This window comes from Hymenobacter sp. NBH84, assembly GCF_014217645.1.
GTDB classification, from domain to species: domain Bacteria; phylum Bacteroidota; class Bacteroidia; order Cytophagales; family Hymenobacteraceae; genus Hymenobacter; species Hymenobacter profundi.
Map to the genome: position 1 here is coordinate 4,581,578 of NZ_CP043644.1, position 25,498 is coordinate 4,607,075.

Sequence of the window (25,498 nt, forward strand, 5' to 3'; positions counted from 1 at the left end):
AGTCTCAATAACGAACTTCATTCAATCGATGCTACGAATTATTTCTGCTTTGGGCTTCATGCTGTTCTTCCATAGTGTGGGCCATAGTCAGGGGCAGCAACCACTTACGCACGCGCAAACTATAGCCGCTTTTCAACAAGAGTTGAATGCCGAGTACCGCGACCCGCAACGCTCGCCGCTACCGGCAGCGGCGCGAAAATCCTTTCAGGGGCTACCTTTCTTTCCAGTCAACGACAGCCTGTTGGTAACAGCCACTTTTGTGCGCGACTCAACGGCACAACCGTTCTTGATACGCACCAGCACAAATCAACCTCAGCCCTATCGGAAATATGGGGAACTGCGGTTTCTGCTGCATGGCAAGCCACAGCGGCTTTCGGTGTACCAAAGCCTGGCCTTGCTGAAAGTGCCAACGTATGCCGATTACCTTATGGTGCCTTTCACGGACCTCACCAACGGCTTCGGTAGCTACGGTGGCGGGCGGTACATCGATTTGCGCTTTGCCGACGTGAAAACCGGAAAGGTGCTACTCGATTTCAACAAAGCGTATAATCCTTACTGCGCGTACAGCACTGGCTACGCCTGCCCAATTCCGCCGGCCGAAAATCAGTTGTCAGTGGCTATCCGGGCTGGGGTGATGAGCAACGACCACTGAGGTCCGCACCCAAGAGGGGTAGGGCTGCGTAAGCGCCTACCATGCGCTACGTCTCCCTCGACCTCGAAACCACCGGCGGCAACTTCGAGCGGCACCAGATTCTGGAGCTGGCCGCCGTGGTGGAAGATTCCAAACACCCGCTGCCCCTACACGAGCTTCCTAGCTTCCGGCGCGTGGTACGCCACCCCGAATACGTGGGCTCGGCTGGGGCGCTGGCCCTGAATGCACGTCTGCTGGAGGAGCTGGCCCACAAGGGACCCAACCGCGAGCTATGCACACCCGACGAGCTGCTGCCGCAGCTACGGGAGTTCCTGTTGGTGCAAGGCTTCAAAACAGACAAGAAAAACTGCGTCACGTTCACCATTGCTGGCAAAAACGTGGCGGTATTTGATGTGCCGTTTCTCCGCCGCCTACCCGGCTATGGCACGCTGGTGCGCACGGAACCCGCTACCCTCGACCCGGCTGCCTTCTACCTCAACTGGCACAAAGACACGCGCCTACCTACTATGCAAACCTGCAAGGCGCGGGCAAAATTCGAGGATGATGCCGTGGCGCACGAGGCGCTGGCTGATGCGTTAGATGTAGTGCGTTTGCTGAGGCCGTTTTATGAAAGGTAAGATAGGGAGTAGTGGGTTTGTAAAGTTGTAAATGCGAAAGCGCGTGTCATCCTGAGCTTGCGAAGGACCTTCTGCTAGTTGAACGAGTCATTGCTACGAGCATCGTTCTAGCGTGATAAGGTCCTTCGCAAGCCCAGGATGACAGGCGCTTTTGCGTTCACCACTTTATAGAATCACCACTTACCAGCTGCCGCTGGCGCCGCCGCCGCCGGAGCTGCCGCCACCGAAACCGCCGAAGCCACCGCCCCCTCCAAAACCACCACCGCCGCCACCAAAGGTGCCGCGGCCGCCGGAAAAGTCGCCGAAGATGACGGGTGGGATAAACATGCCGCCGCTGCCCCGGTTACGGCGGCCGCCTCTACCGCCCCCACCGCGCCGGCTCAAGAACCAGAACAACACCAGGGCTAGGATAATCAGCCAAAATGGAAAGCCCGAACCCGACGAGTCGCGGTTGCGGCGCTGGTCCTCGGGGTCGGCTTTGTACTCGCCTTTGGCTAGGGCAATGAGCTCGTCGGTGGCGGTGTTAAGGCCTTCGTAGTAGCGCTCCTGCTTGAAGGCGGGTACAATGGTGTTGCTGATGATACGCTTAGCCAGGGCATCGGGCACGGCACCTTCTAGGCCGTAGCCTGTTTGGATGCGGGCACGGTGTTCCTGCTCGGCCACCAATACTAGGATGCCGTTGTTGTCGCCTTTGCGGCCAATGCCCCAGCTTTCGTAGAGCTGCTGGGCGTAGTTGGCAATATCATCGCCGCCAAGGGTAGGCACCGTGACGACGGCAATTTGGGAGGAAGTGCTATCGTCGTAGGCTACCAGTTTGCGCTCCAGTTGGGCTACCTCGTCGGCGCTCATCATGCCTGCCAGGTCGTTCACCAGGCGCGGCGGATTGGGCCGCGGCGGGATAGACTGGGCCGTAGCTGGCAGCCAACTGCTCATAATCAGCAGCAGCAGGGCAACAAAGGCTGGCAAACGTGAAAAGGGTAGCGTAGGGGTAGGGTAGGTCATGGGCGCGGCGGCGAAGTAGAAGGACCGTACGAAATGGAATCGTCCAGCTCGTTTTGGTCGGTGGCGGCGTCGTAGGGGAAATAGCGGTGCAGTTGCTCGCCTACCAGCTGAATGCCGCGGGCCAGGCCTGCGGCTAGTTGCTTGCCCCGAAATTGCTCTAGAACGGCCTCTTTGGTGGTTTCCCAAAAATCGTCGGGTACCGTGGCATTGATGCCGGCATCGCCGATAACGGCAAACTGCCGGGTTTGCCAGGCCAGATAAAACAGTACGCCGTTGCGCTGGGCCGTTTTGTGCATGCCCAGCTCGGCAAACACCTGCGCGGCCCGATCCAGTGGCTCGGGGGTAGGGCAGGTGTCTTCCAGATGTACCCGAATTTCGCCCGAGGTAGTACGCTCGGCCTGTTGAATGGCGGCAATCAGGCTGGCTTCCTGCTCCGCGGTGAGTGGGGTAGTCATAAATAAGCTGTTAGCTGATGGCTGTTGGGTGTTAGCTTTTCCAATCGGAATTAAGCTAACACCCAACAGCCATCAGCTTACTTTTAAAACTGAACGGTAGGCGCTTTCTGCGAAGCAGCATCTGCCTCAAAGTACGGCTTCTCGCTGAACTTAAACAGCCCCGCAAACAGGTTCTGCGGGAAGGAGCGGATGTAGGTGTTGTAGTCCTGCGTTACAGTATTGAACTTGTTGCGCTCCACGTTGATGCGGTTTTCAGTACCCTCAATCTGCGCTTGTAGCTCCTGGAAGTTGGCGTTGGCTTTCAGATCGGGGTAGTTTTCCGATACAGCCAGCAGGCGGCCCAGTCCGGCGCTTACCTGGCTTTGGGCCTCTTGGAACTGCTTTATCTTCTCAGGAGTGAGATTATCAGCCGATACTTGCACGCTAGTGGCTTTGGCACGGGCGTTTATCACGTCGGTCAGAGTTGATTTCTCGAAGTTGGCGGCACCTTTCACGGTGTTCACCAGGTTCGGAATCAGGTCGGCGCGGCGCTGGTAGCTGTTCTGCACCTGGGCCCACTGCGTTTTCACGGCCTGGTCTTTCTCAACCATAGAGTTATAGCCGCACGACGACTGTGAGAGCAGCACGACCAAGCCAAAAAAGTAAACTAAAAGGCGTTTCATAGAGAGTAGGGAGTAAGGATGAAAAAAGGAGAGAAGACTGAAACGTAAAACCTGAGGCTAGGGGTGGCGGTTTGCCTAACGAGCCATAAGTTGGTGCAACGTACGCATTCGGCCCATAGCAGTTGCCGCATCGTGCTACCGCTGGGTTTGCTACTTTGCAAATCGTACGCTTTTTCCCCTTTGCATGAAAGCCATAATTCCTGTTGCTGGTATTGGTTCGCGCCTCCGTCCGCACACGCACACCCAGCCTAAGTCGCTGGTACCCGTGGCCGGTACGCCCATCCTGGGGCACATTATTGACCGAGTGGTGGCCGCGGGCGTCGAAGAGTTTGTGTTTGTGATTGGCTACCTGGGCGAAAAAATAAAGCGCTACGTGCGCCGCCACTACCCCGCGCTACGCGCCGAGTTTGTGGTGCAAGACCCCCGCGAAGGCATTGCGCATGCTCTCTGGCTGGCCCGCGAGCAGTTCCGCCACGATGAAGATGGCGTGCTGATTCTGCTTGGCGACACTATTGTAGACGTTGACCTAAAGGCGATTTTGGAAACATCCGGCTCGATCCTGGCCGTGCAGGAAGTGAAAACGCCCTCCATGTTTGGCCTGGTAGAAACCGGCCCCGGCGGCCGCGTGCTGAAGGTGGTGGAAAAGCCCCGCATCCCAAAGTCGAACTACGCCATGGTAGGGCTCTACAAACTGGCGCACCCCGAAGTGCTGGCCGGGGCCCTGGAGCGCCTGATCGACGAAAACCTGCGCACCTACGATGAATTTCAGCTCACCGATGCACTCATGCTGATGATTCAACAGGGCGAAGAGATGATGACCGTTACGGTAGACAGTTGGTTTGACTGCGGCCGTAAGGAAACCCTGCTGGAAGCCAATGCCCGCCTGCTGCGTCGCCCCGATGCCATGCGCCGCCGCGAGTACCCCGAGTTTGCCAATACCATCATCATTCCGCCCGTTAGCATTGGCAAGGACTGCCAGATTTCCAACTCCATCATCGGCCCCAACGTGGCTATTGGCGACAAAACGATTATCCAGCATACCGTCCTCAGCGACTCTATCATTGGTTCTTACAGCGAGTTGCGTCAAGCCGTAATGCACGACTGCATCGTGGGCAGCGACTCGTCATTCCGTGGCCTGAATCATAGCCTGAATATTGGAGACAACACGGAGATTGACTACAGCTAACCCAAGCCGTGGACTGCTGAGCTAAAGTGAAAAAGGTGTCTGCTGGGCAATGCAGGCTGGTTTTGCACTATCTGACTGCTTCAGCCTTTCATCTGTTAGTTTAGGTCAGCTCGTTTTTTGTTCTACCTGTATAACACCGTGCTACGGCTACGGGCCCGCATAGCTTTTGCCAGAACAGCTACAAGGTGCAGTTGGCGGTTGCATTTTAACACATCGTTACCCGAGCGCCGCGTACCACACCCATGCCAAATACAATGGCTGAAAGGCCAACCTGCTCCATACGTACCACGGTTTAGCGGGCAGTCCGCCGGGCGGTGGCAGGTTGTTAATGGCTACATGGAGGTTTGCCGGAAACACCAGCACCAATAGCACGAGCAACCCCCAGGCACTAAGCTGCTGCGTAGCTGGGAAGAGTAGCCCCAAGCCAAATAGCACCTCAAGCGCGCCGCTAAGGTACACGAGCAGCGAAGGCACAGGCAGCCACTTTGGCACCATATACTGCATGGCTTCCGGCTTAGTGAAGTGCGAAATACCGACGAAAAGGAACATCATAGCCGCTGCCACGCGGGCGGCGTTATGCGAGTCGTGCAGGCCGGTAGTAGGCACTAACCAGCCCACCAACCACAACACGCCAAATAAGCTGCTCAAGCCAAGGAAGAAAGCCATACATAGTAATCGTTTGATTCTAGCCAAACATACCTGCGGTAACTTCTTAGCAACACCTCTACACTGGTGAAGAGGAGCATTGATGTGGTGAAGCAGCGAAAATCTACGTTGAAATGCAGTGTCTTTTGACCTGTTTCGACAGGCTCGGCATCGCGTTTCTATTTCGACGTTCAGTGAATTGCTACCCACCCCGCAACTTGGAGTAGCTAATCTGCCGATTTCACTCCAAGTATAAAATTTTCCTTATATCTCATCGTTCCTACACAACCTGCTGCCGCGTGTGGCAGTACGCAAGGTTGCGGCTTCAGCCGACAGTCTTTACCTTGGTTCGATGCACCTGACTCTCTCCTCCCGCTTTCTACCGGCCCTAATGGCCGCCACCGTACTGCTTTCGGGTTGCTACTCCCGCGAGGACATGAAAGGTGAAGCCGGCACCACTGAAACGGCCGCGGCTGTTGAAAAGCCTGCCCCCGCCGAAGCTCCAGCCGCGGCAGAAACAGCCGCAACTCCTACCCAGCCGCTGACGCAAGCCAACGTGTTTCTGGAAGTATCGGGCTCAATGGAAGGCTTCATGCCCAAAACCGGCGCCGATGCGCAGAATACGCAGTTTCAGCAGCACGTGGCGCAATTCTTATCGGATCTGAACCGCAGCTCGGCGGTGCGGCAGAAGACATTTTATCGCATTAAGGAGAAGCCCTACCGCGACTCCTACCAGCAGCTTTCCCAGACCGTGCGTGGCGGCATTCGTGAGGCCGCCAGCAGCACCAGCATCCCGGCCATTCTGGATACGCTGGTAAGCCACTACTACCAGCCCGGCGCCGTGAGTGTGCTGATTTCGGACTTCATCTATGCCCCGCCCCGCACCGGCGACCAGGCCTACGTCAAAACTGACATCACCGACGCCCTGAACAGCACCGGCCGCCCAGACCTGGCCATATCGGTCTACGGTTTCACTTCTGATTTCAAAGGGGCATTCTATCCCGCGCTGAAAACAGGTGCCAAGCGCATCAACAATTGCTGCGACACCCCAATTCCCTACTATATCTGGGTGATGGGTCCGGCCGATGCCGTACGGCAGTTTGATGCGGCGCTGCTTACAAAGCAGCCGGGGCAGCAAGCGCATTTCGGGGTGACGTACCCTAAGCCGCCGTCGTCTCTACTTAGCCGTTTTCAAAACAAAGGCGCTTGGTACTATGGTGATGCCGGTGCTAGCAAGCGCGCCGCTGGCGCTAGCTACCACACGGTAGCCGTGCAGGAAGCCTCGGCCGCGCAGCCCATAGAGTTTGTGGTGGGCTTAGACTTGAAAACCCTACCCGCCGCCTACCGCGATGTGGCCTACCTCAAGCAAAACCTGCAACTCACAGGTCAGGACACCGACGCGAAAGTTGCCGATGTATTTGCCGCCAACGCGCAGACGCAAAACAGTAGTGGCCCCGAAAGCCAATACTCGCACTTCGTGAAGGTGCGCCTTACGCGGCAGCCCCGTGCTGCCCGGCCGTTGCAGCTCCTGCTCAACCACCGCCGCCCAGCTTGGGTAGGGCAGTGGACTACCCGCAACGACAGCAATATCAACCAGGTAGGCGCTAAAACCTTCGCCCTCAGTAGCCTCCTCGACGGCGTAGCCGCTGTAACGAGCGATGAGCAAGACGAAGCGCCTGTCTTCACGATTCCGTTCACCTTGCAACCGGGCGAGTAGAACATAGCCTGAAGCGCTAGCTTCGTGCATCGCTTGCGCCGCTTTTATCCGTACATAGCCTAACAAAACGCGCGGTATCCGTTTCGCGCTACCCTATGAAAAGTCTCTTCCGCTTTCTCTACGAGCTTATCGGCACGCCGCAGCCGCCCTCGGAAATCCCTGTCTACCGCGACGTAATTTTCCCTAACGTTGGTCTGGTCACTATCGGCGTATCCTTAGCGCTGGTGCTGATTTTCTATTACCTCATCAACCGTGCGATGGGTGTAGCCACGTTCAACAAAACCGGCAATTGGGCGCTGTTCCTCATCCTGAATGCGCTGATTGCGTTTGGAGTAGTCATCTGGCAAACCAATGCGCAGGCGGTGGCCTCGCACTCTTATGTATACTGGTTGGCCACGTTCAACGCGTTCTACGGACTGCTGTGGTTTTTCCTGTTCTCCCTCATTCTGAAAGGCGGCTCGCGTAATGCGAGTACGACGCCGTTTTAGAGCTAAAAACTGAAAAGCTAGCAAACTAGCTCCCCTCCTTTTTTTAAGGAAGGGTTTGGGGTAGTTCAATCGTTGTTTCCTCTGTCATCCTGAGCTTGCGAAGGACCTTTTCAAGTAAGAACGATTGTCGTTCACTGATAAACCTGACGTGAGAAGGTCCTTCGCTGCGCTCAGCATGACAGAAGAAACAACTAAACAACATCAGCAACGACGCCAACCACCCCAGTTGCCGCCGACGCGGCAACATCCCCTCCTTAGCGAAGGAGGGGAGCTTCGTTCAACGACTTTCATCCTTATGGCTAAACTCTTTTTATTCGGTATTGGCGGCACGGGCTCCCGCGTCATTCGCTCGCTCACGATGCTGCTGGCGGCGGGAGTGGAGCTGCCCAACTGCGACCGGGTGGTGCCCATCATCATCGACCCCGACGCGCACAACGGCGACATGAACCGCACGGTGGCCCTGCTTAAGAGCTACCAGCAGATTTACAACAGCCTCGGCCAGCGTGAGGAAGGATTTTTTCGCACCAATATCAGCACGCTGAGCAGCATTTCGCAGGATGTGAACGGGTCGGTGAAGGACACGTTTGTGTTCGACTTTGGGGGCATCAACCAGAGCTTCCGGCAGTATTTGCACTACGACCAGTTGTCCGTCGATTCGAAGGCGCTGGTGGAGCTGCTGTTCACCCAGGACAACCTGGAGAGTCCGCTTACCATTGGCTTCCGCGGCTCGCCCAACGTGGGCTCGGTGGTGCTGAACAAGGTGGTGGAGTCGCCGGAGCTGCGCTACTTCGCCGATAACTTTCAGGAGGGCGACCGGGTGTTTTTCGTGTCGAGCATCTTTGGCGGTACGGGCGCGGCGGGCTTCCCGCTGCTGCTCAAGAACCTGAAAGACAACAACACGCGCCTCAGCAACGCCCGCTACCTGCGCGACGCGCCCACCGGCGCCGTAACGGTGATGCCCTACTTCGCCCTGCAATCGGAGGATAACGCCATCATCGAGTCGAACAACTTCCTGACCAAGACCAAGGCGGCGCTCAGCTATTACGAGCACAACCTGCAAGGCCTCGACGCCCTCTACTACCTCGCCGACACGCCCGACACGCCCTACGAAAACCAGCCTGGCGGCACGCAGCAGCGCAACAAAGCGCACCTCATTGAGCTATTGGCAGCCCTGAGCATCGTGGATTTCATGCGCTACCCCACGGCCGAGCTACGCTCCGGTCCGCACTTCCACGAGTACGGCTTGGAGAGCGACGCGCCGGAAATTCAGTTTGCGCACCTGCCCACCGAAACCCGCGAAATCGTGGCCGAGCGCCTCACGCAGCTGCTCTACTTCTCGCGCTACCACAAGCAGCACCTACCCACCGATAAGGCGCCCTACTTCGACACCCTGAACTTGGACTACGCCCTGCGCAACGAGCCCATCTTCAAGGAACTGAACACCTTCCTGCACAGTCCCGAGTTCGGGGTAGACGAGTGGCTGAAGGAACTGGCCCAAAACCGCCGCGCCTTCCGCCCCTTCGACCTCAGCACCGACGACTTCAACGCCATGATTCTTGGCAAACCCGTGGAGAAGAAATGGAACGAGTTCTTTAACAAAGGTCTCAGCCATAATTACTTCCTCAATAAACTCAACGACGCCTCCAAGAGCAACGCCGAGCCGGATAACTTCCGCAAGCTACTGGCCCTGTTTTATGATGTGACGGAGAAAGGATTTGAGGAGAAGGTGAAGGTGGTGTAGTGGCAGTGAATAGTAAGAAGTGAATGACCGACAGTACAAGTTTTGGTGTGATTACCCGGCTAACAAAACTGTTTTGGATCGGCTTGAAATTGCCATGTCAAATTTTGTGCGTAGCAAGTCCTTTTATAGTACTTGTAATAGTAGTTGTAAGTATCGGTACTGATACAGCTACTACAAGTACACACATGAAGCAAGCTAAAGCAACACTTCTTTCACTAAAAGCTTCTACAGTTAAGTCAGTACTCTTATCGCCTTTTGCTAGTTCTTCATCCCTCATCCAAGACACTATAGTCATTCAGGATAAAGCGGATATCAAGCGACTGGTAAATGACTATAGAATACTGAAACCATATGTACCAGGACAGGGACGTTTACTAGGTAGCTGGCAAGTACAGGTAACGTTTCTGCTTCAAAATGGGAGCGAGATACACTCCTGTGTCTACCACAATGACTTCTCAGATATGGTATTTATTCCAACAGAGGCACTAAAGGATGGCTTAGGGTTAGATAGTTACTTTGCTTCTGACAGCCAGCGAGATATAGGTAGGCTGTTACAGCAATATAAATATAGACAAGGTAGATAACTATAAAACACTTCATTACACGTCTTTCCGCAACTCATGCCCAAAGTCCTTCGCCTGCACAACAACGGTTCCCAGCAAATTCAAGGCTGGCAGAAAACCGCGCCCATCACCAGCACTGAAATCAACACCGTGACGGACCCCACGGGCAGCAAAGCCCGCAACGTGGCCGTGAGCATCCCGACGCCGTTTGCGCGGATGCACCTCTTTGAGGCTGCGTTTGATTTCGTGGCGCGGGAGGGGCAGCGCAACCCCAACTCGGTGTACCACGAACTGGTGACGCACTTCTGGGACCTGTTTGAGCTGCTCTACAACTACCACCTCTACACCCAAGCCGGGCGTAAAATCACGCTGCGGCGCTGGAACGCCGCCGCCGAGGTGCAGCGCATGCGCGCCGACGAAGGCACGCGCCTGCTTGGCGAAACCTTGCAGCTGTTTTTGCAGGACGAGCGGTTCCGCGACTTCTCGGATATGTACCTGGTATTTTATGAGTCGCCGGAGCTGCCGGGCGGGCCGCGCCTATTGGGCGGTACCTCGCCGCTCACACTGTTCTTCACGGCGCCCAACACCCAGCCGCTGGAGTTGGAGCGTGCCCAAGCGCGCGGCCATTATTTCGACCACAACATTGTGTTGCTGGCTGACCGTTCGCCACAGTTTCAGGAGTTTGTGTACGAGCTGTTCCTAGCCTACCCGCAGCTGCAACGCCGCGAGTTTGCCGGGGCGGTGTATGCTGCGCTGGACCGTGGGCGCATCAACCAGATGCAGATGCAGGGCGAGCACACGGCCCAGCAGTTTGCCACCAAATACCCGTCGCTGGCTGATATTCAAGGCAATCCGGCGGGGGTGAAAAACGTGCCGCTGCCCGGCCGCGCCGACCAATCTGCCGTGACAAGCTCCGACTTGTTTATTCAGCCCACGCGGGCAGCCGTAAGCAACGGTCCGCGCCCCTTGGTGCTGCGCCCCAACCTGACCATGCCCGGCGCTAATTACCTCAACGGTCAGCCCTGGGACGACCGCACCGTAGTGCCCTACCTCGACGAGCTGGCGCTGGAAAACCGCGTGCTACCTGGCAAAGGCTTCAAATATCCCTACCTCACGGTGGGCGACTTCCTGGAAGATGCCCTGGTGGAGTTGCCCTATGAGCTAAACACCCAGCGTTTCCACACCGGCAAAGTGTCGTTTCAGTACGGCGCCGATACGCAGGGTAGGGCGCGGTTTCCGTACCTGCTGCCGTTGCGGCAGACGTTCTTCGAGTATTTCACTGAGAATGAACTGGCCGAGCTGCTCACCTTCACCATCGACCTGAATCACGTGCGCGTGCAGCTGCGGATTCCGGTGCAGGCGGGGCGCTTCATCACCTTCGAGCGCAGCTACTACCCCAACCCGCAAAACCCCAAGGACGCGCAGGGTAGGGAGATTTTGGAGAAGGGCCGCATTGTGAAAGCCAACATCGGGCTGGGCGTGTTTCCATTCTACAAGCACCGCTCGCAGCCCGAGTACAACGACTTCTACAAGGTGATGCTGGTAGACGCCGACAATTCGCCTACCATGGTGAGTCGTCGCTACGACCTGAAGTTCTTCGTGGACGGATCGGGCATCAGCGAACAAGGCGCTTCCAAACGCGCTACCCGCTTCGAGCGGACGCAGAAAAGCGTGTCTACGGCCGGCAGCACGTATTATGAAATCAGCGGCACGCATTTCGATTTAGCCGAGCTAACCTGCCCACCCGCTGTGCTGAACGGCGAGCCGGCTCGCGGCCTCATCGTGCCGCGCTGGCGCGAGGTAGAGCGCGGCACCCGTCGCTTCACTTTCGCCGTCGATTTTGGCACCAGCAACACCCACGTGGCCTACGCCGATGGACCATCGGCGCACCCGCGCCCATTTACTATCAGCGAGCAGGACGTGCAGGTGGAGCTGCTGAACGCACCCCTACCCGACACGGGCTACTCGGCCTACCAGCGCTACATGCGCGGGCCGGGTCAGCTGTTTGATGTGCCCTTGATTCAGAACCGCGAGTTCGTGCCCAGTATTATCGGGGAGCAGCAGTCGGTGTATGAATTTCCGATTCGGACGGCCGTGTGCGAGACCAACACCTACGCCAACGAGCCGAGCAAAGTGCTGAGTAACATCAACATCGGCTTCAGCATCAACACCGAAACCGGCCAACCGCCGCAAAACCGCTTCGTGACAAATCTGAAGTGGTCGGCGGAGCTGGACCCGCAGGGCGTGTCGCGCATTGCGGCGTTTTTCAAGGAGGTTCTGCTCTTAATGCGTCACAAAGCCGCGTTGCACGGCGGTATTTTGGAAGATACGCGGGTGGTGTGGTTTGCGCCGCTGAGCTTCGATGCCTTCCTGCGCAACCAGTTCCAGCAAGTGTGGGACGAGGCTTTTCAACAAGTTTTCCACAGTCGGCGCAACACGCAGTTTGTTTCCGAATCGGTGGCGCCATACTACTACCTTACGGCTACCAACCAGGTAGTGCCTAACCGCGACGAGAACGTGGTGAACATCGACATCGGCGGTGGTACCACCGATTTGCTGGTGTTTGCTGATCAGCGCCCGGCGTTCAGTTCGTCGTTCCGCTTTGCTGGCGACGACCTGTGGGGCGACGGCTACGCCCGCGTGCAGGGCGCGCCTAAGCAAAACGGCCTGCTCCGCCTGGGTGTGCAGCATGTGGAAAGCCTACCCGACTCGGAGGAAAACCAGGAGTACAAAGGCTACCTCCGCGCCGCCCTGCAAAACCCTGATTTCGGCTCGGCCGACGTGACCAGCCTGCTGTTCACGTACGACGACAAGCTGCGCTTTTCGCAGAGCCTGGGCTTAGGCAAGGGGCGGCAGCTGCGGGTGCTGTTCTACCTGCACTACACGGCCATCATCTACCACGTGGCGCAGCTCACGCAGCAACTCAACCTCAAAACGCCGCGCTACATCTGTTTCTCCGGCAAGGGTAGCCTCTACTTGCGTTTGTTAGCCGGTGGCAGCAGCCTGACGTCTATTGAGAAGATTACGAAAGCCGTTTTCAAAGGCGTAACTGGTCAGGAGCCGCCGCAAAACTTCCGCGTAATTCTGGCGGATAACCCCAAGGAGGCCACCACCAACGGCGGTGTGCTGTTCGAGGAAAGCAGCTCCAGCCGCGCCGACTTTGACGCGGTACGTACTGTGAAGCTCACCGGCGCTGAGCAAAGTGCCGACATTGACGAGCAACGTCTGAAGTTGCCCCAGGTAGACGCTGACCTCAAGCAACACGTGCTCGACAACGTGCGCAAGTTCCTGAAGCTGGTCCTGGAAGGCGACGAAGTGGCGCCGCTGATGCGCGAGGTAGGCGTGGATGTGGACCGCAAGCGGGTAGAAGATCTGCTCCTGCGCGAAATTGACGACAGTCTCAGCCTGGGCCTGCACCAGCTAGACCGCCAGCTCAGCCAGGACGAGACACTTCCGGAAACGCTGTTCTTCTATCCGTTGAAGCAGGCGTTGTATAACCTAAGCCGGGAGTTGCAGAATCCAGGGTAGGGTGAATGGCCTAGGGCTTCAGTCCTAGGCCATTCAAATACAATATATTCATGTAGAAAGATATGATTCGTTTTTCAGCCGTAATATGGCTGCTATTAGCAGGGGTAATAGGAATATTTATTTTCTTTTTCTTCGGATTTGATAGTCTGTATACAGGCAATAGAACCATAGAAATTAAAGACGTCTCGCGTATTCACGTGTATAAATTTGAACACAAAGATATTTCTAGTCCTGTCAATGTTAGGTTGAAAGTTGAAGGTGAAATAGATGGTAATGCATTGATATATGTAACGGAGAAAGAGCCAACTAAAGCGGGATTACTTGATAAAAGTAGAGCCTGTAGTAGAAGTGATACCATAATGTACTCTAATATGAATAGAGGAGAGGTTAGCAAGCCGAAGATGTTCTTCGATTATTATCAAAATGCGCCTGGATATATCTGTTATGTTCCATGTGGAGTGAAAAAAAGAAAATTAAATATCGTGTGGGATATGTGAGTGGCTGTATTATTATTAATAAACTTTTTGCCGAAAATTCTCAACTTTCCTTATGAAGGTTTTTCGTTACCTAGTATTACCTGCCTGCTTACTCCTTTCCACTACCCTCACCCACGCCCAAACTCAACTCGGTCAACCTACCCTCGATGAGCAAAAGGCACAGATCTGGTGTGCGGCGATAAAGTTTGTGTATGACGACACCGGGCGGCCCAACTTGAAGAACGGCGTAAACTGTGGTGGTTCCTTGAAGCAACTGGAAAACAGCATCAAGGCCGATAGTCAAAAGGTATATAGCCTGCTTTATCAGCCGCTGGAGGGTAGGGGCGCTATGTACAAGGGCTTGGGTTCAGATAAGTCGCGCCTACAAAAGCTGACAACGGAAATCATCAACAAGCTGAAGGCCTCACCCAGCCGAAAGGGTAGCCCCGCCCGCATACAGGCCGTAGATGCGCTGGCCGCTTCGCTGAACAACTACGTGGAAAACGGCACGCCGCCCGCCGATGTGAGCAGCAGCCTCAACGCCGAAGCTACCCCCGACACCAGCACCGACGAAGCCACCGCCGCCGCGCCCGCCGATGCCGGCCCCGAGGAAAACCCTAATTATGCAACGCCCGCACCCGCCGGCAATAAAGAAGGTGTTATGAGCAGTTTGTTTGCACCCATTGCGTTCATTTTGGCTCTGTTGAGCCTCGTGCTGTTTTGGTTGTTGCGCAGCAGCATGCGCAATCTAAACACCCGCATGGACCGACATCGTGATGAGCTGGAGAAGCTGAAATCGGCCGGGTATAATGTGTCGACGGCACCCGGCGGTACTTTTTCCTCGAAGCGCCTCACGCCGGAGTTGCGCGCCGAGATTGAGAAGATAGTGCAACAGCGTGTAGCGGAAGAGCTAGGGCAAGACTTCGATAATTCTGAGGATGAAGGGCTAGGCTACGTGGCGGCGCCCCAAAAAACGCCAGCACCAATCGAGCGCCAGCCAACTACAGACAGCCGCTCTGTAGCCCAGGGTTTCAACGCTGGGTCAACTGAAAAGCCTGCGCCATCTACCCCAGCTACACCACCTGCTCCCGCTAAGCCTGCTACCCAGCAACCTGCTCCAGTAGCATCGGCGCCTGTCGAAACACCACAGCCTGCTACCCCGGCGTTTGACAATATCGCTGCCGCGCCTTCGGCTTACGCTCCGCCTGCTGCGCCACATCTGGAAATGCCCATTCCGGCGGGCCCGCCTTCGGCCTCGCCGCGGGATGAGTTCGACAGCTTGGTGCCACCCGTGCAGCTACCAGCGCCCGAGTCGTATGCTTCGGTGGCAGCGGCACCAGCTTCGGTGCGCTACGTGTATGCCAAGGTGCCGGTAAATGGCATTTTCAGTGAATACGACTTTCTAGAGGAGGCGCAACACGACAGCATCTACGAAATCACGCTTGATTCCAACAAGCCGGATACGGCTACCTTCCAGGTGAACCCCGACCCGAGCGTACATGCCTACGCTATCCAGAGTGCGCAGTACTCCCTGCGCGACGCTTGCCGCTACCCGCAGCCCAGCGGACCGGTGTCGTATATCATCAACGATGAGCCGGGCACGCTACGCAAACAAGGTGGGGCCTGGCATATCGAGCAAAAAGCCGTAGTGCATTTTGAGTAAGCGCTCAAGCTAAGAAGCTAGTTCCCCTCCTTTTTTAAGGAGGGGCTAGGCGTGGTAAAAACTAGAGCTAGAATACTAGAGCTAGTAAATCGTTCAACGACCTTTACCACCCCTAGCCCCTCCTAAAAAAGGAGGGGAACTAGCTTTTTAGCTTTAGCTTTAGCTATTCGTTGCTTCTTCCTTTCTTCATGCTCGAAATTATCCTTGAAATAGCGGTGGTGCTGGTGGTCGTAGGCTTGCAAATCCGCACGTTTCTGCAAACCAAAGCCCAGGCTCTACGGCTCGGGCAACTCTACCCCGAGCGGCAAGCATTGCGCTTAGAGCGCCGCTTACTACTTCCCGACGGGCGCGACCTACCCGACTATGCTGCCGATGCGCCCGAGGGCGCCTACCCCGTCGACATGATTAAGGCGGACGCGGCCTCTCCGGAATTCGCCGACATCTTGCGCGACACCAACGCCTACCTCTACCACAACAAAGGCGCCGCATCCAACTTTGATATTCTCAAAGACATTGCCGCCCGTCAGGCCCAGGTGCTCGACAATGCCACTCAAGCTAATGTGGCTACCCCACTCTATCTGGGTCTGCTCGGTACCTTTCTAGGCGTTATTCTCGGCCTGGTAGGCATTGCCCGCAACGGTGTGTCCGACGATAACGCACTGACGCCCTTTCTCACCGGCGTACTTATTGCCATGACGGGCTCATTCGTGGGCCTGTTGCTGACGTTGTTAGGGAATGGGGTAGTACGTCGCGCCCGGCAATTGCTGGATCAGCACCAGAACCAATACTATACCTTCTTGCAAGCGCGGCTGCTACCCATTCTGCACGATGATATGTCGAGTAGTCTGAGCACGCTAAAGGGTGTGCTGGACGCTTTTAATCAGGATTTTGTGGGCAAGGTGACGCTGTTTGAGCCGATTATGGACAAGCTCACCAATAATATTCAGGTGCAGAGCCGCTTTCTGGAAGCGTTGGATAAAATTGGTTACGACCAGATGGCAAAGGCCAATATTGCCGTGTTCGATAAGGTGCGCGAGTCGGCAGAGCTGTTTGGGCAGTTCACCGGCTATCAGCAGCAATTGAACCAGATGCTGGCCGAGGGCGCGCAGGTAGCGCAGGCGGTACACAGCATCCTGGACCGCCTCAGCGGTTTTGAGCGTGGCATCAACAATGTAGGGCAGTACATTGGGCAGCAGAGCAACATTGTGCAGCACCAGTTGTCGTTTTTCCAGCGCCACCAAACGGAGATGGACAACCTGGCCGCCCGCACCGAGCAGTACTTCGACACGGCTACCCTGCGCCTCACCGACCTCATGCAGCAGCGCCTCAACCAGCACGAGCGCGACGCCCAGCAAGCCTACGAAAAGTGGGGCGACTACTTCCGTCGCCTCAACCAAGACAATGTCTTCGAGCGTATCCTCAAGCAACTTGACCCGCTGAAAGACGTGCAAGCCAACCAGCAAGCCCTCTTCCGCGACGTGACGGCCACTCAACGCGAGCTACTGCGCAAAATAGAAATCGACTCGCAGGTAGACGCCAAGCTACTCGCGGAGCTTTCGGCGCTGAATACAGTGTTGGTTAAAGCAACGTCCAAGAATCGTTGGCAGCGGTTTATGGATAAGTTGTTTGGGGGTGTGCGGCCGGTGTAATTATAAAAGTAGTGCTCCTTCTATGATGATAGCAGATGCATTCTATATCGGGTTGATACTATTGTACCCGGCTGTAATAGTGATAGGCTTCATTTTTCTTATAGGCAGACCGACAGAAACACACTGGTTAAAGTTGCTGACACGCATTATAGCATCTATTATTTGGATAGGATTTGTAATACTATGGCCTGTGTTCGTATTGATGCTACCAATGTTGGAGCAAGACTAAAGAGGGCATTTCTTATGAATCAACCCACGCAAAACCGCGAATCTTCTGACTTCTTCTGGCCCAGCTACGTGGACCTGATGACGTCGCTGTTTGTGGTGATGCTGGTGCTGTTTGTCTACAGTTTCAAGCTGTTCAAAGACCGCGAAGGAGAGCTAAAGCAGGCCAACGGTGAGTTGAAAGCCAAAGCGCAGGAGCTGGAGCAAATCAACAAGATCAAACGCTCTTTGCAGCAGCTGGAAGGCAAATACTTCAAGTACGACCCTGCCAATGAGCGCCACGAGCTGCTGGTGCCAGTGCAGTTTAGAGCGGGGCAAGACGTGATTGAGGAGCGCTATAAGCCAGCCCTACTTCAGGCGGGGCGCACGTTGCGTAAGGTGCTCAAGAGCATCAAGACTGACCAGCCGGTGCGCTACCTCGTGATTGTGGAAGGCATGGCCGCTCGCTACCCCCAGGGTGACCCGCGCAATGCCCGCGAAGAGCAGCTTACCTACCAGCTCAGCTACCGTCGTGCCCTCAGCTTACTGAACTTCTGGAAACAGAACGGCCTCGATTTCACCCAGGATAAAAGCATTGAACTGGTCATCAGTGGCAGCGGTTTCTATGGCACTGGTCGCTACGCCGGGCGCCGCGAGGGCGACAACAAACGCTTTCTAATTCAGGTGATTCCGAAGGTAGGAAGAATGCGGAGCGCTCAGTAATACCGGCGTATTGTATAAGATTTTGTGAATAGTGATTTCACTATAACAAGATTGAAATGCACTTGGTTGGTATATTCGTTGCCCTGCTCCCAACTATATCTGCATGAATAAATTTACTCTCCCGCTCCTCACGTTGCTGGCCGTGGCCTCTTGCCGCTCGGCGGGGCCGCAGGGAGGCTTTACGGCGGCTAGTCCGAAGGCTACTAGTGCCAAGCAAGCGCCGCGCATTCCGGTACAATATCCTACCGCCCCGCAAGGCGAGCGAGTAGACGACTACCACGGTACACCCGTGCCCGACCCTTACCGCTGGCTGGAAGACCCAGACGCGCCTGAAACCAAGAAGTGGATAGCGGCTGAAAACCAGGTAACGGCGGAATATTTCAGTAAGATTGCGTTTCGGGGGCAAATTAAAGAGCGGCTCACGAGCATGTGGAACTACGAGCGCTACGGCGTGCCGCAGCGGGAGGGCGACTACCTGTATTTCACTAAAAACGACGGCCTGCAAAACCAAGCCGTGCTGTATGTACAGCCCGTGCAGGGCGGCGAGCCTAAAGTGCTACTCGACCCCAACAAGCTCTCCGACGACGGTACCACCGCGCTGGCCGGCACCTATTTCTCGCCCGACCACCGCTATCTGGCCTACGCTACCTCCGGGGGCGGGTCGGACTGGCGCAAAATCCGCGTGATTGACCTGAAAACGCGCAAAACCCTATCCGATGAAATCAATTGGGTGAAGGTATCGGGGGCGGCCTGGGCCAAGGATGGCTTTTACTACAGCCGCTACGACGCACCCAAAGGCGATGACAACCGTTTGGCGGGCCTGAACCAGTTTCAGAAAGTGTACTACCACAAGCTGGGGAGCAAGCAGAGCCAGGATAAGCTGGTGTACGAGGACCGCCGGATGCCGCTGGGCTTCCGCTACCTCACCACCACCGACGACGGGCGCTTTGCCGTGCTGCACCTCACCAATGGTAAATCCGACGGCAACCGCCTACTCGTGCGCGACCTCACCGACCCGAAGCGGGCTACCAAGTTCACCTCCTTCGTTACCAGCTATTCCTATAAAAACAATGTGGTAGGCACCACCAACGGCAAGCTGCTGGTGCGCACCAACTACAAGGCGCCACACTACCGCTTGGTGCTGGTAGACCCCAAACGGCCCCAGGCGGCCAACTGGAAAAATGTGTTGCCCGAAGCCGAGCAGAAGCTAGAGGGCGTGAGCCAGGCCGGTGGCCGCTTGATTGCCACCTACCTGCAAGATGCCAGCAGCGCCGTGAAGGTATTCGACGAGCAGGGCAAACCCCTGCACAAGGTAGAGCTGCCTGCGCTGGGTACCGCCACCGGCTTCGAGGGCCACCGCACCGACAAGGTGGTGTACTATGCCTTCACGTCCTTTGCCCACCCCACTACCATCTACCAGTACGATCTGACCACTAATATCAGCACCGTGTATCAGGCGCCAACGGCCAAGGTGGACCCAGCCGATTACGTGACCACGCAGGTGTTTTACGCATCTAAGGACGGCACCAAGATTCCGATGTTTATTGTGCACAAGAAAGGCGTGAAGCTGAATGGGCAGGTGCCTACCTACCTCTATGGCTACGGCGGCTTCAACGTCTCCCTCACACCTTCCTTCAGCATGGCCCGGATGCTGTGGCTGGAAAACGGCGGCATTCTGGCCGTGGTAAATCTGCGCGGCGGGGGCGAGTACGGCGAGGAGTGGCACCAAGCGGGCATGACGCCTAATAAGCAAAACGTATTCGACGACTTCATTGCCGCTGCCGAATACCTAACCATTCAGGGCTATACCAATCCGGCGCATCTTGCTATAGCGGGCGGCTCGAATGGTGGCCTGTTGGTAGGCGCCACCATGACGCAGCGCCCCGATGTGGCCCGCGTGGCGTTTCCGGCGGTGGGCGTAATGGATATGCTGCGCTACCAGAAGTTTACGATTGGCTGGAACTGGATACCCGAGTACGGCACCTCCGACAACTACAACCAGTTTCAGAATCTCTATAAGTTCTCGCCCCTGCATAACCTGAAGGCCGGCACCAACTATCCCGCTACCCTCATCACCACCGCCGACCACGACGACCGGGTAGTGCCTGCGCACTCCTTCAAGTTTGCCGCCGCCCTGCAAGCCGCCGATGCGGGCTCCACTCCACAACTCATCCGGGTAGACACCAACGCCGGCCACGGCGCGGGCAAAAGCACCCAGCTCCAGATAGACGAATGGACCGACATCTGGACCTTCGCCTACCAAAACATGGGTGTGAATCCGTATAGGAATTGAGATAATGAGTTTGTGAATAGGTCTGTCATCCTGAGCGCAACGAAGGACCTTCTGCCAGTTGAGCGAGTCGTTGTTATGATGCTCGTTCTCGCGTGATAAGGTCCTTCGCTGCGCTCAGGATGACAGCCCTATTCACAAACTCACTATTTCACCATCTCACTATCTCACCGTATCTTGCGCTTCCAAACGTCAATGCCCGTGTCATTTCGGTTTTATATGAAAAATACGCTTCTGATCGGTCTGCTGGCCGGTGCTTCGCTGCTGTCGATTGCTTCGTGCAGCAATCCCGACTACAAGAGACAAGATGAGGTGGCTGTGGAGCCCCTACCCCCGCTGCCACCCGAGCCCGATACTACTGGCGGCAAAACGGCCCCCGAAAACCCTGCAACCCGCGAAATCAACGCGGTGAATGCGACGGAAGACATCAAAAAGATGCAGCCGCAGATGTAATATGGGCCATTTGGCCTGTGCCAACGCCCGGTTACGGCCCTTTCGCCGCAACCGGGCGTCATTGTTTTCCACCTATTTACTTTTTTGCTGATGTCTATTCCGTCCTCTATCACCGTTCGGCGGGGCGTGGAAGCCGATTTGCCGCAAGTGCTGGCCCTCATTCAGGAGTTGGCCGAGTACGAGCGCGCCCCGCAGGAAGTCACCAATACCCTGGCCGATATGCAGCGCGACGGCTTTGGTCCGGAGCCAATTTTCAAATTCTTTGTGGCCGAAAATACCGCCCACGAGATTATTGGCATTGCGCTCTATTACACCGCCTACTCCACTTGGAAGGGTAAGATGCTTTTCCTGGAAGATTTAGTGGTAACAGAAGCCGCCCGCGGTACCGGTCTGGGCCGGGCGCTGTTTGGGGCAGTAGTAGCCGAAGCCCGCGACACCGGCGCTCAGCGTATGAAGTGGCAGGTACTCAACTGGAACGAGCCCGCCATCGGCTTCTACCAAAAGCTAGGCGCCCAACTCGACCCCGAATGGCTCAACGGCAACCTGTCAGCCGATCAGCTGCGGGAGTGGAAATAGTAAAAGGTGAAATTGTGAGGTGGTGAAGTTGTGAATAACAAAGCGCCTGTCATCCTGAGCGTAGCGAAGGACCTTCTCGCGTGTGAACGATTGTTGAAGCAACGACTTGTTCTCGCGTGAAAAGGTCCTTCGCAAGCTCAGGATGACAGACGCTTTTTTATCGTTCAATTTACTCTATCCTTCACTCAATAATCTCCAATACCGTGCGGAAGGAGATAAACTGGCCGGGAAACCGGGTTTCCAGCGTGGCGTTAAGGCCGGGTTCGAAGGCGTTTTGAAAGGTTTCGAGCTGTTCTAGGCCGAGGGTGTAGTACTGGGCAGCGTAGGTGTAGCCGTCGTTTTCCTCGTTGAGCAGGCGGCAGAGCTGGTGCTTCACAAAGAAGCCCGTGGCCATTACTTCCGGCATGTGCACGTCGCGGACGTATTCCATCCATGCTTCGGCTACTTCAGGGTCAATACTGCTGGTTACGTTGTATAAAATCATTCGGGAAAAGTAAAAGATTAATCAAGCCAGGCCTCGCCAGCGCCGGGCGCTATGCGGGTAGGCGTAAATTCGATGATATCGTAGCGCACGGCACCAGCCTGCGTAAATGGGTCGGCGGCTACGATGGCCTCTATGGCTTCCCGGCTCTCGGCGCGGGCCAGGAGTACGCCTCCGGTACGCGGTACTTTGCGGCCCGAGAGCAGCAAGGTGCCCGTTTGGTAGTGCGTGTCTACCCACATCATGTGCGGAGCCATCAGCGGCTCTATCTCCTCAAGGGGGACCAGATAGGTAAGGGAAAGCAAAAACATAGTGGCAAAGCTACCACTCAAACCCGCATGTGGTCGAAGTGGAAATCTTGGATACGGGCCTGGATGTCTTTGGCCGACAGTTTCTCCCGAATAGCTGCTTGCACGAGTGCGGGCAACTCGGCGTCGCCAGCAAAACGCAGGCTGAGGATCTGGGGTAGGGTAAGCTGACCTTCCAAGGGGCGCAGGCTCTGGCCTGTGGCTTCAAAATACTGCTGGCGCAATTCTAGCCGGATGATGCGGTCCTGCAACGTGAGGGCATAGTGCTGCCGGAGCATCAATAATACGCCTAGCCCTACCACGGCCAACGCCGCCACCGTAAACCACAACCGCGAGTCCTCCGAGTCGTTGCCAGCTACATCCACGTAGCGCCGTACGCCATAAGCAGCCAAAATGAAAGCCGCTGGCATCAGCACGAAGTGGTGCCAGGGGTAGTACATGACGGTGTTTTTAGTCGGGGAAGAGGCCATGGGAGCAGGCAGAGGTAGAGGTACAAAAAAAGCTCCGACCATGAGGCCGGAGCTGTCTTTACGAAGAAGTAGGGAAAAAGTCGCCTCCGTGGTGCTAACTACATGTTCGCTGCCTTCTTTTCGGCGCGGGCCGCTTTTTTCTGTGCGCTCAGGGCTTGTTTTTCAGCTTGTGCTTGCTGACGGGCCATTTTCTCTTGCTGCTTGGCTTGCTTGGCCACCATCTTCTGTTCTTTCATTTGCGCTTTTTGCGCTTTCATGGCATTGCGCTGATCTTTCACCTCGCGTTTGCTCTCACGCACGGCATCGCGGCTAGCGGCTGATTGTTGCTTCTGCTCACGTAGTGCTGCTTTGGCATCGGCCGAGCGTTGCTGCTGGCTTTGCATATCGGTAGTGGTAGTCTGCGCTTGTGCGGGGGCGGCGAAAAACGCGGCACCAGCAACGGCCAAAAGGCCCAGTATCTTTTTCATTGTCAGAGGGATGTTGATACTGCCGTATACGGTATTGGCGGTGCCCAGTTGAACGGGGCGCAAGTTATTTATTCCACATAGTCGAGGTCTTTACCATAGCTCTCGGGAAGGGTAGCAGCCCCAAAAAATGCCAACGCTAGCGTAACGACGCCGATAACCAAGGCCGCGCCCACCATGCCCAAACTTGGTCGTAAGGCTAGAAAGGCCGGATTGATGAGCACAATGGCACCGCGCGCAAAGTTGGGAGCCGTGGTGGCTACCGTGGAGCGCAGGTTGGTGCCGAACTGCTCGGCTGCCACCGTCACAAATAGCGCCCAAAAACCGCCCGCAAAGCCAATCAGAAAGCACACTCCATAGAAGAGGGTAGGCGAAGCACCCCGCAGGCCAAACAAATACACGCCCACCATCACGGCGCTAGCCACAATGAAGGCCAGCAAGGTACGGTTGCGGCTCCGCAGCAATTGGCTGAGGCCACCGCTGGTGAAATCGCCCAGCGTGAGGCCGAAGTAGCACCAGAATATGCTCAGGCCACCCGTGACGGGGCCAGTCAGCCCAAACTCTCGCCCAAACTCCGGCGCCAGCGTGATAAGAATGCCCACCAGAAACCAGAAGGGGACACCCAAAAACAGGCAGCGTAAGTAACGTCCAAACCGCTCCCCGTTGCTGAACAACGCCAGGAAGTTGCCGCGCTCCACGCCCTCGCGCTTGGCCTGCTCAAACATACCCGACTCAAACACACCTACCCGCAGGGCCAGTAACGCCAGCCCTAGTCCGCCGCCAATAAAATAAGCGTTGCGCCAGCCAAACGCCGCGCCTATCCAATACGCCACCATAGCCCCCGATACGCCCACCGAGGCCACAATCATGGTGCCGTAGCCGCGTTTTTCTTTGGGTAGGCTCTCGGCCACCAGCGTGATGCCGGCGCCTAGTTCCCCGGCCAGCCCTACCCCCGCAATCAGGCGCAGCCAAGCATATTGGTCAATAGTTTGCACAAATCCATTGGCGATGTTGGCCAGGGAATACAGGAGGATGGAGCCAAACAGCACCGACAGCCGACCCCGCTTATCGCCCAGCACACCCCACAAAATGCCGCCCAGCAGCATGCCGCCCATCTGCATACTCAGCAGGTACTGGCCTTGCTCCGTCACGGCGTTGGCATCGGTAATGCCGATGCCGTTCAGGCTTTGCACCCGAATAATGCTGAAAAGCACCAGATCGTAGATGTCTACGAAGTAGCCCAGCGAGGCCACAATCACAACGGCGCTGAGCAAGGAGGCTGTTTTAGAAGAGGGGGTAGGGGAGCGCATGGGTAGGAAAAGGTTGACCGCAACAATGTAAGCAGTTCCTCCTACCCGCCGCAACTTAGCTAGCCGCCGCTACCGATTGCTGCGCTGCCTCGCAGCCGTGGCAGCCGTCTTCGTGCGGCACGGGCGTGGTATCTTCCAGCTGTACCGTGATGTGGCCAATGTTGAAATGGTCCCGCATTTCCACCTGCAAATGATTCAGAAACTGATTATCCTCGCTGGTGGCTGGGCGCACTAGGTGTACCGTTAGGGCGGTTTCCTGGGTGCTGAGGGGCCACACGTGCAAGTCGTGTACCTGCGTCACGCCGGGCTGATCCAGCAAAAACTGGCGCACCTCGGGTAGCTCAATGCCGTCGGGCACGGCTTGCAGGCTGAGCTGCACGGTTTCGCGCAGCAGCCCCCACGAACCGTAAGCAATGATGCCCAGAATCAGGAAGCTGATAACCGGGTCGAGCCACAACCAGTTGGTGAAGTACACCAGTGCTCCGCCCACCACTACCCCTACCGATACCAGCGCATCGGTGAGCATGTGTAGGTAAGCGCCGCGCACGTTCACGTCGCCTTTCTGTCCGCTGCTGAACAGCCAGGCTGTGAAGCCGTTCACGACAATGCCCGCACCGGCCATCAGCATCACCAGCTTGCCATTCACCGGCTCAGGGTGGCGTAGGTGGTCGATGGTTTCCCACAGAATGAAGCCCAACGCGGCGTACAGCAAGGCCGCATTCACCAACGCAGCCTGAATGGTGGCACTCTTGTACCCATAGGTATAACGAGCTGAGGCCTGCCGCTTGGCCAGCAGCGCCGCGCCCCAGGCCAGCGCCAGGCTGAGCACGTCGGAAAGGTTGTGGCCAGCATCGGAAAGCAGCGCCGCCGAGTTGCCCCAGAAGCCGCTGGCCGCTTCGGCCGCCACAAATATCAGGTTCAGCCCAATGCCCCAACCAAAAGCCTTCCCAAAATTGCCGTCGGCTGGAATGCCGTGGGTATGGCCTCCATGACTGTGATTGTGGTCGTGCGAGTGGTTGTGGTGGTGTGCCATGCAGGAGGAGGGAGAATAAACCGCCTGTCATCCCGAGCATATGGCGCATCAAGCCAGTGTCGAAAGACCTTCACGCTAGAACGAGTCGTTAGTACAATGTTCTTTCAACTGACACAAGGTCCTTCGTAAGCGGACGCCAGAT

25 protein-coding genes are annotated in these 25,498 nt (G+C 56.3%); 15 read left to right on the forward strand and 10 right to left on the reverse strand.

Annotated elements, in window-relative coordinates:
* Window positions 1-28 precede the first annotated feature (28 nt).
* Together F1C16_RS19170 and F1C16_RS19175 are read left to right on the forward strand one after the other, a co-directional pair.
* A complete protein-coding gene (locus F1C16_RS19170; protein WP_185282197.1) occupies window positions 29-652 on the forward strand; it encodes a DUF1684 domain-containing protein in 624 nt (207 codons plus the stop codon).
* A 41-nt stretch (window positions 653-693) separates the two neighbouring features.
* Window positions 694-1,269: a hypothetical protein gene (locus tag F1C16_RS19175; RefSeq protein WP_185282198.1), complete on the forward strand. Its 576-nt coding sequence runs from the start codon at window positions 694-696 to the stop codon at window positions 1,267-1,269.
* A 180-nt stretch (window positions 1,270-1,449) separates the two neighbouring features.
* Here the strand turns inward: F1C16_RS19175 and F1C16_RS19180 are convergent, their stop codons facing one another.
* The 3 genes from F1C16_RS19180 to F1C16_RS19190 all read right to left on the reverse strand — a co-directional run bounded on the left by F1C16_RS19180 (window position 1,450) and on the right by F1C16_RS19190 (window position 3,388).
* Window positions 1,450-2,235, reverse strand: coding sequence for a YgcG family protein (locus F1C16_RS19180; protein WP_258048968.1), 786 nt, complete (start codon window positions 2,233-2,235; stop codon window positions 1,450-1,452).
* Window positions 2,236-2,267: 32 nt separating this feature from the next.
* Window positions 2,268-2,726, reverse strand: a complete 459-nt coding sequence (locus F1C16_RS19185) for a TPM domain-containing protein (protein WP_185282200.1) — start codon at window positions 2,724-2,726, stop codon at window positions 2,268-2,270.
* Window positions 2,727-2,809: 83 nt separating this feature from the next.
* Window positions 2,810-3,388, reverse strand: a complete 579-nt coding sequence (locus F1C16_RS19190; protein ID WP_185282201.1) for a LemA family protein — start codon at window positions 3,386-3,388, stop codon at window positions 2,810-2,812.
* Window positions 3,389-3,572: 184 nt separating this feature from the next.
* Between F1C16_RS19190 and F1C16_RS19195 the strand changes: the two genes are divergently transcribed.
* Window positions 3,573-4,574, forward strand: a complete 1,002-nt coding sequence (locus F1C16_RS19195) for a sugar phosphate nucleotidyltransferase (RefSeq protein WP_185282202.1) — start codon at window positions 3,573-3,575, stop codon at window positions 4,572-4,574.
* Between the two features lie 216 nt (window positions 4,575-4,790).
* On the opposite strand, the gene F1C16_RS19200 is transcribed toward F1C16_RS19195, so the two are convergent.
* Window positions 4,791-5,240, reverse strand: coding sequence for a DoxX family membrane protein (locus F1C16_RS19200; RefSeq protein WP_185282203.1), 450 nt, complete (start codon window positions 5,238-5,240; stop codon window positions 4,791-4,793).
* A 331-nt stretch (window positions 5,241-5,571) separates the two neighbouring features.
* Between F1C16_RS19200 and F1C16_RS19205 the strand changes: the two genes are divergently transcribed.
* From F1C16_RS19205 to F1C16_RS19260, 12 genes are all read left to right on the forward strand, one after another.
* Complete coding sequence (locus tag F1C16_RS19205; RefSeq protein WP_185282204.1) at window positions 5,572-6,936, forward strand: hypothetical protein; 1,365 nt, start codon at window positions 5,572-5,574, stop codon at window positions 6,934-6,936.
* A gap of 95 nt (window positions 6,937-7,031) precedes the next feature.
* On the forward strand, window positions 7,032-7,424 hold the full coding sequence (locus tag F1C16_RS19210; protein WP_185282205.1) for a hypothetical protein: 393 nt from the start codon (window positions 7,032-7,034) through the stop codon (window positions 7,422-7,424).
* Between the two features lie 295 nt (window positions 7,425-7,719).
* Window positions 7,720-9,165: a hypothetical protein gene (locus F1C16_RS19215; RefSeq protein WP_185282206.1), complete on the forward strand. Its 1,446-nt coding sequence runs from the start codon at window positions 7,720-7,722 to the stop codon at window positions 9,163-9,165.
* A gap of 185 nt (window positions 9,166-9,350) precedes the next feature.
* Window positions 9,351-9,749, forward strand: a complete 399-nt coding sequence (locus F1C16_RS19220; protein ID WP_185282207.1) for a hypothetical protein — start codon at window positions 9,351-9,353, stop codon at window positions 9,747-9,749.
* A 36-nt stretch (window positions 9,750-9,785) separates the two neighbouring features.
* Window positions 9,786-13,256, forward strand: coding sequence for a hypothetical protein (locus tag F1C16_RS19225; RefSeq protein ID WP_185282208.1), 3,471 nt, complete (start codon window positions 9,786-9,788; stop codon window positions 13,254-13,256).
* A gap of 62 nt (window positions 13,257-13,318) precedes the next feature.
* Window positions 13,319-13,753: a hypothetical protein gene (locus tag F1C16_RS19230; RefSeq protein WP_185282209.1), complete on the forward strand. Its 435-nt coding sequence runs from the start codon at window positions 13,319-13,321 to the stop codon at window positions 13,751-13,753.
* Between the two features lie 52 nt (window positions 13,754-13,805).
* Window positions 13,806-15,395, forward strand: coding sequence for a hypothetical protein (locus F1C16_RS19235; RefSeq protein WP_185282210.1), 1,590 nt, complete (start codon window positions 13,806-13,808; stop codon window positions 15,393-15,395).
* A 188-nt stretch (window positions 15,396-15,583) separates the two neighbouring features.
* A complete protein-coding gene (locus F1C16_RS19240; RefSeq protein WP_185282211.1) occupies window positions 15,584-17,044 on the forward strand; it encodes a hypothetical protein in 1,461 nt (486 codons plus the stop codon).
* Between the two features lie 243 nt (window positions 17,045-17,287).
* Window positions 17,288-17,971: a hypothetical protein gene (locus F1C16_RS19245; protein WP_185282212.1), complete on the forward strand. Its 684-nt coding sequence runs from the start codon at window positions 17,288-17,290 to the stop codon at window positions 17,969-17,971.
* Window positions 17,972-18,074: 103 nt separating this feature from the next.
* Window positions 18,075-20,264, forward strand: coding sequence for a prolyl oligopeptidase family protein (locus F1C16_RS19250; protein WP_185282213.1), 2,190 nt, complete (start codon window positions 18,075-18,077; stop codon window positions 20,262-20,264).
* A gap of 216 nt (window positions 20,265-20,480) precedes the next feature.
* Window positions 20,481-20,714: a hypothetical protein gene (locus tag F1C16_RS19255; RefSeq protein WP_185282214.1), complete on the forward strand. Its 234-nt coding sequence runs from the start codon at window positions 20,481-20,483 to the stop codon at window positions 20,712-20,714.
* Between the two features lie 90 nt (window positions 20,715-20,804).
* Window positions 20,805-21,290 carry a GNAT family N-acetyltransferase gene (locus F1C16_RS19260; protein ID WP_185282215.1) on the forward strand — a complete coding sequence of 162 codons (486 nt, stop codon included), beginning with the start codon at window positions 20,805-20,807 and terminating at the stop codon, window positions 21,288-21,290.
* A 181-nt stretch (window positions 21,291-21,471) separates the two neighbouring features.
* On the opposite strand, the gene F1C16_RS19265 is transcribed toward F1C16_RS19260, so the two are convergent.
* The 6 genes from F1C16_RS19265 to F1C16_RS19290 all read right to left on the reverse strand — a co-directional run bounded on the left by F1C16_RS19265 (window position 21,472) and on the right by F1C16_RS19290 (window position 25,356).
* Window positions 21,472-21,774 carry a DUF4286 family protein gene (locus F1C16_RS19265; RefSeq protein ID WP_185282216.1) on the reverse strand — a complete coding sequence of 101 codons (303 nt, stop codon included), beginning with the start codon at window positions 21,772-21,774 and terminating at the stop codon, window positions 21,472-21,474.
* Window positions 21,775-21,791: 17 nt separating this feature from the next.
* Window positions 21,792-22,082 carry a YciI family protein gene (locus F1C16_RS19270; RefSeq protein WP_185282217.1) on the reverse strand — a complete coding sequence of 97 codons (291 nt, stop codon included), beginning with the start codon at window positions 22,080-22,082 and terminating at the stop codon, window positions 21,792-21,794.
* Window positions 22,083-22,099: 17 nt separating this feature from the next.
* The gene (locus F1C16_RS19275) at window positions 22,100-22,549 is read right to left on the reverse strand and encodes a DUF6526 family protein (RefSeq protein WP_185282218.1); all 450 of its coding nucleotides are present in this window, start codon (window positions 22,547-22,549) and stop codon (window positions 22,100-22,102) included.
* A 98-nt stretch (window positions 22,550-22,647) separates the two neighbouring features.
* Window positions 22,648-23,016 (reverse strand): hypothetical protein, encoded by a 369-nt coding sequence (locus tag F1C16_RS19280; protein WP_185282219.1) that lies wholly within the window; start codon window positions 23,014-23,016, stop codon window positions 22,648-22,650.
* 68 nt (window positions 23,017-23,084) lie between these two features.
* On the reverse strand, window positions 23,085-24,323 hold the full coding sequence (locus tag F1C16_RS19285; protein WP_185282220.1) for an MFS transporter: 1,239 nt from the start codon (window positions 24,321-24,323) through the stop codon (window positions 23,085-23,087).
* A 55-nt stretch (window positions 24,324-24,378) separates the two neighbouring features.
* A complete protein-coding gene (locus F1C16_RS19290; protein ID WP_185282221.1) occupies window positions 24,379-25,356 on the reverse strand; it encodes a cation diffusion facilitator family transporter in 978 nt (325 codons plus the stop codon).
* Window positions 25,357-25,498 lie beyond the last annotated feature (142 nt).

Excerpts from the sequence above, each read along its gene's own strand:
- F1C16_RS19170 (WP_185282197.1), top strand. The coding sequence starts at position 29 with ATGCTACGAATTATTTCTGCTTTGGGCTTCATGCTGTTCTTCCATAGT.
- F1C16_RS19175 (WP_185282198.1), top strand. The coding sequence starts at position 694 with ATGCGCTACGTCTCCCTCGACCTCGAAACCACCGGCGGCAACTTCGAG.
- F1C16_RS19185 (WP_185282200.1), bottom strand. The coding sequence starts at position 2,726 with ATGACTACCCCACTCACCGCGGAGCAGGAAGCCAGCCTGATTGCCGCC.
- F1C16_RS19190 (WP_185282201.1), bottom strand. The coding sequence starts at position 3,388 with ATGAAACGCCTTTTAGTTTACTTTTTTGGCTTGGTCGTGCTGCTCTCA.
- F1C16_RS19195 (WP_185282202.1), top strand. The coding sequence starts at position 3,573 with ATGAAAGCCATAATTCCTGTTGCTGGTATTGGTTCGCGCCTCCGTCCG.
- F1C16_RS19200 (WP_185282203.1), bottom strand. The coding sequence starts at position 5,240 with ATGGCTTTCTTCCTTGGCTTGAGCAGCTTATTTGGCGTGTTGTGGTTG.
- F1C16_RS19205 (WP_185282204.1), top strand. The coding sequence starts at position 5,572 with ATGCACCTGACTCTCTCCTCCCGCTTTCTACCGGCCCTAATGGCCGCC.
- F1C16_RS19210 (WP_185282205.1), top strand. The coding sequence starts at position 7,032 with ATGAAAAGTCTCTTCCGCTTTCTCTACGAGCTTATCGGCACGCCGCAG.
- F1C16_RS19215 (WP_185282206.1), top strand. The coding sequence starts at position 7,720 with ATGGCTAAACTCTTTTTATTCGGTATTGGCGGCACGGGCTCCCGCGTC.
- F1C16_RS19220 (WP_185282207.1), top strand. The coding sequence starts at position 9,351 with ATGAAGCAAGCTAAAGCAACACTTCTTTCACTAAAAGCTTCTACAGTT.
- F1C16_RS19225 (WP_185282208.1), top strand. The coding sequence starts at position 9,786 with ATGCCCAAAGTCCTTCGCCTGCACAACAACGGTTCCCAGCAAATTCAA.
- F1C16_RS19230 (WP_185282209.1), top strand. The coding sequence starts at position 13,319 with ATGATTCGTTTTTCAGCCGTAATATGGCTGCTATTAGCAGGGGTAATA.
- F1C16_RS19235 (WP_185282210.1), top strand. The coding sequence starts at position 13,806 with ATGAAGGTTTTTCGTTACCTAGTATTACCTGCCTGCTTACTCCTTTCC.
- F1C16_RS19240 (WP_185282211.1), top strand. The coding sequence starts at position 15,584 with ATGCTCGAAATTATCCTTGAAATAGCGGTGGTGCTGGTGGTCGTAGGC.
- F1C16_RS19245 (WP_185282212.1), top strand. The coding sequence starts at position 17,288 with ATGAATCAACCCACGCAAAACCGCGAATCTTCTGACTTCTTCTGGCCC.
- F1C16_RS19250 (WP_185282213.1), top strand. The coding sequence starts at position 18,075 with ATGAATAAATTTACTCTCCCGCTCCTCACGTTGCTGGCCGTGGCCTCT.
- F1C16_RS19255 (WP_185282214.1), top strand. The coding sequence starts at position 20,481 with ATGAAAAATACGCTTCTGATCGGTCTGCTGGCCGGTGCTTCGCTGCTG.
- F1C16_RS19260 (WP_185282215.1), top strand. The coding sequence starts at position 20,805 with ATGTCTATTCCGTCCTCTATCACCGTTCGGCGGGGCGTGGAAGCCGAT.
- F1C16_RS19265 (WP_185282216.1), bottom strand. The coding sequence starts at position 21,774 with ATGATTTTATACAACGTAACCAGCAGTATTGACCCTGAAGTAGCCGAA.
- F1C16_RS19270 (WP_185282217.1), bottom strand. The coding sequence starts at position 22,082 with ATGTTTTTGCTTTCCCTTACCTATCTGGTCCCCCTTGAGGAGATAGAG.
- F1C16_RS19275 (WP_185282218.1), bottom strand. The coding sequence starts at position 22,549 with ATGGCCTCTTCCCCGACTAAAAACACCGTCATGTACTACCCCTGGCAC.
- F1C16_RS19280 (WP_185282219.1), bottom strand. The coding sequence starts at position 23,016 with ATGAAAAAGATACTGGGCCTTTTGGCCGTTGCTGGTGCCGCGTTTTTC.
- F1C16_RS19285 (WP_185282220.1), bottom strand. The coding sequence starts at position 24,323 with ATGCGCTCCCCTACCCCCTCTTCTAAAACAGCCTCCTTGCTCAGCGCC.
- F1C16_RS19290 (WP_185282221.1), bottom strand. The coding sequence starts at position 25,356 with ATGGCACACCACCACAACCACTCGCACGACCACAATCACAGTCATGGA.